Here is a 3597-nt window from a genome sequence, read left to right on the forward strand (position 1 = left end):
TTTGATGAGTTTGATAACGATACATCTGATTTTTTTATGCGAATAACACGAGGCGGAGAACTATTTAATATAGATAAAGCTATAGTAGCTCTATGTGTAATAAAACCAGATGGGAGTTCAGATGCTGAATTTATAAATATTAAAGAAGGCAAGGTATATGCTAATTTACCTAATAATTTAAAAGATATACCTGGTACTTATAAAGCCAAAGCATTGTTAGTTCTTAACAATGAAAAAGTTGTTGTAGGCCCTATTGAATATGAAGTAGATCAAAATAATATTATTAGTCAAGTTAATAGGGAAGTTCAAGATGATAATAGGTTTACTATTCTTACAGACATGATAAATCGTTTATCTAGTATTGAAAATAGTGAAAATCTAAGAGTTGGAAATGAAAATAACAGAGTAGAAGCAGAAAAACTAAGAGAGCAAGCTGTAGAAAAAGTAAAAACAGATATTGAAAATCTTATATCTAAAACAAATGAAAAAGTTAATAATAATTTAAATGCTAATACTTCTAAAATAAATACTTTAGTTACTGATACTAAAAGAGAATTAAATGAGTACAAAGAATCTAAAGATACAGAATTAGAAGAAAATCTAAGCCAATACAAAAATGCTACTAACCAAGCTATAGAAGATTTTAAAACTGAGAAAGAAAAAGAAGTTGATACAGCAATAAAATCTATACCTCCAAAGTCAGAACTAATAGGACCACAAGGTCCAACTGGACCCATAGGACCTAAAGGTGATAAAGGAGACACAGGGCTTACTGGTCCACAAGGCCAAAAAGGAGACACTGGAGCAACTCCTTCTATAACTCATTTAGAAAATAAAGTTAATGAGAAAATGAGAGAAGTTGATGCTGCAGAACAACAAAGACAAGAAGATCATAAATCTAGGGAACAATTTTTAAATTCTTTTGAGTCAGAATTGGAAGCTATTGAATCTAAAAATACTGAACAAGATATTAGACTTAAAGATATTGAATATAAAAATAAAGTACAAGATGTTGTGATAAACGGATTATTTAATGAAAATAATGATGGAAGGTTAACTATAGAAGGTGAAGGAAATAGTCTAAAGTTAGAAGGTAGTAAAGAAGGTTTAGTTACTATTGATAAAGTAGTTGGAAATACTATGGTTAATTTAGTGCCGACAGTAGTTAATGAGTTTATTATTAATAAATCAAAAAACTATCAATTTAAACCATTAAGTCAACTAATTTTAAATGAAACATATAGACTTAGAGTTAGAGTTGATGAAAACATGACATCATCCGAAGATTATGGTGTTATAGTTGGTATAGTATATGATGATGGTACAGCTAATTATTTACCGTTTTCAAATATACCAAGTGGGAAAGGCATTGGTTATTTTTACAAAGATATAACCGTTGATAAAGATATAACTTATATTAGAATTCAATTACACAGTTTAAATAATAATGATGATTATGCGAAAATAAGTGATGTAAAATTATATCCTAAATCACAATCGAGCGAATATGAAAGTGCTGGATCATTTAGTGGAATGCAATCTAGTTTTGAAGAGAATTTAGTAACACAACAAATGATTGATGAAGGTTTAGAGGAAGCAGAGAATTTAGGTAAATATAAATATGAAGTAGAGGTAAGAGGTAAGAATAGGTGTAAAGGATGGTCGAATTGGGATACAACTCATAATGGTGTAGTACTCACTAATTTAGCATATATTCGTGGTTTTGATAAAATATCTTCTAATATTACTGGAACACATAATTTCTACGACATTAATCATAATAAGATAGCATCTATATGGGGCGATGTTAATATAACAGTCCCTAATAACGCTATATATGTAGCTATTCAAAAAAACAAAGCTGATGTTACTAAGGATATGTTGATACAAATAGAAGAAGGAACAGAATCAACACCATATGAACCACACTATTGTAAATCTAAAGCTGTATATCTAAATTCACCTCTACATAAGGGGGATGAATTAATTGTGGAAGATGGAGAGTTGAAGCATTATCACAAGATGGGTAAGGAAATGTTTGATGGTAGTGAGGATGAAAAGTTGTCATATTATAATAATTATGTAATCTTTGAAGATATTAAATATTCATATAATAACTTATCTGGGGTGTCTTTAACTAAAATTACATGGAACGGTGTAGATAGGTTTGGATTGAAAGATAGTAATATTACTTCATTAATAACAGCTAAAAACTGGTTACAAGTTAATCCAGTAACAATTGTATACGAACTAGCAGAACCTTATAAAGAAACAATAGATACAAATTCATTCCTTATGGAAATACCTGATAATGCAACTATTAGCATTAAATCTGTAGTACCAGTACAGTCTATAAAGACCACATATACTGCAAATATACCTAGTGTATATGGGTTACAAGAAACTAATAATAATCAAGATAATTTAATAGATATATCATTATGTGCTACTGATGAAATGTACATGATGATAGAGCCAATTTTAGAAGCAATGCCAAAAACAATTAATATAAATAAAAGGATGGTGAGTAAAATGGTAGATATGTACGTAGCTATGGTTATAAGAGGACTTAAAACAATAGAAGAAGTACCTGTTAGATATAGAAAAGAAGTGCAAGACATATTAAATAAATTAGAGAAGTAGAACTTTAAGAGTTCTTTTTTTTATGTTCAAAATACAATATATACAAATTAATTCTAAGTAAACATTCTGTAAATTGAATTATCTGAGCGTATATGGTAATATATTCCATGATATATTTACAGGAGGATGAGACAACATGACAAAAAAGAAATTAGGTATTTTAGTTTTAAGCATTACTACTATTACTATTATTATTTGTCTAGCGGTATTGTTTAACTCAAAGAATAATAATATGAATGATTTAGGTGGATATAAGCCTACTGAAGGTATAACAAATGTAAAAGATAATTATGATGAAGGGCTATATTTATTTGTTCCAGATAAATATGCATATGAATCAGAGGGTGGAGATATGTGGTGCTTAGTTGACGAAACACAAGAATATCATGAAAAGCATCATACATTTGAAACTGCATATATAAGTGTAAATAATATTTTAGATGATTCAACATATTTATCTGAGCCAGTAAAATCACCTAGATATTTATACTTGAATAACAATCAAGAGATAGAATTTGAAGATGGAATATTATATCCTATTGATAAAGCTCCAGAGATTGTAGGTGATTTTGAAATAATGCTTTACGTAGGACGTGATATTAAAGCTGGAACTTACGAGATATATATGAACAAAGAATCAGCCGATTATGCTGTTGGAGATCTTGAGGCCATGGTTTCAGGAACAGCTTATCCAGGATACTCTCTATATACTACTGATGACTTAATGAAGGGATATTCTGAACCTACTGAAAAGAAAAAGTTTAAGTATCTTCCTGAATATGTTGAATTATCAGATGGAGATTTTATTGTTTTAGACAAGTATACAGGAATAAGATAAGTAAATATAAAGCCTGGGAGATAAAAATAAATAAAAAACTATATAAGAAGTAGATTAAGGGTCTTATAAATAAGGCCTTTTTTATTACAAAAATTTAAGTCACAATTGATACAAAT

At 28.9% G+C, this 3597-nt stretch carries 2 protein-coding genes; both read left to right on the forward strand.

The genetic code is table 11. From position 1 onward, the window contains the following. Positions 1 to 2643, forward strand: a 2643-nt coding sequence (locus tag H8923_RS16765) for a CD1375 family protein (protein WP_243239226.1), incomplete at its 5' end; no start/stop codon positions are given. Between the two features lie 136 nt (positions 2644 to 2779). Continuing rightward, a complete protein-coding gene (locus H8923_RS16770) occupies positions 2780 to 3481 on the forward strand; it encodes a hypothetical protein (RefSeq protein ID WP_153973191.1) in 702 nt (233 codons plus the stop codon). Positions 3482 to 3597: the final 116 nt, after the last annotated feature.

This window comes from Romboutsia faecis (assembly GCF_014323405.1).
In the GTDB taxonomy this organism is placed as follows: domain Bacteria; phylum Bacillota; class Clostridia; order Peptostreptococcales; family Peptostreptococcaceae; genus Romboutsia_E; species Romboutsia_E faecis.

What these genes read in the sequence shown, in the direction of transcription:
- H8923_RS16770 (WP_153973191.1), top strand. Translation starts at nt 2,780, where the DNA reads ATGACAAAAAAGAAATTAGGTATTTTAGTTTTAAGCATTACTACTATT.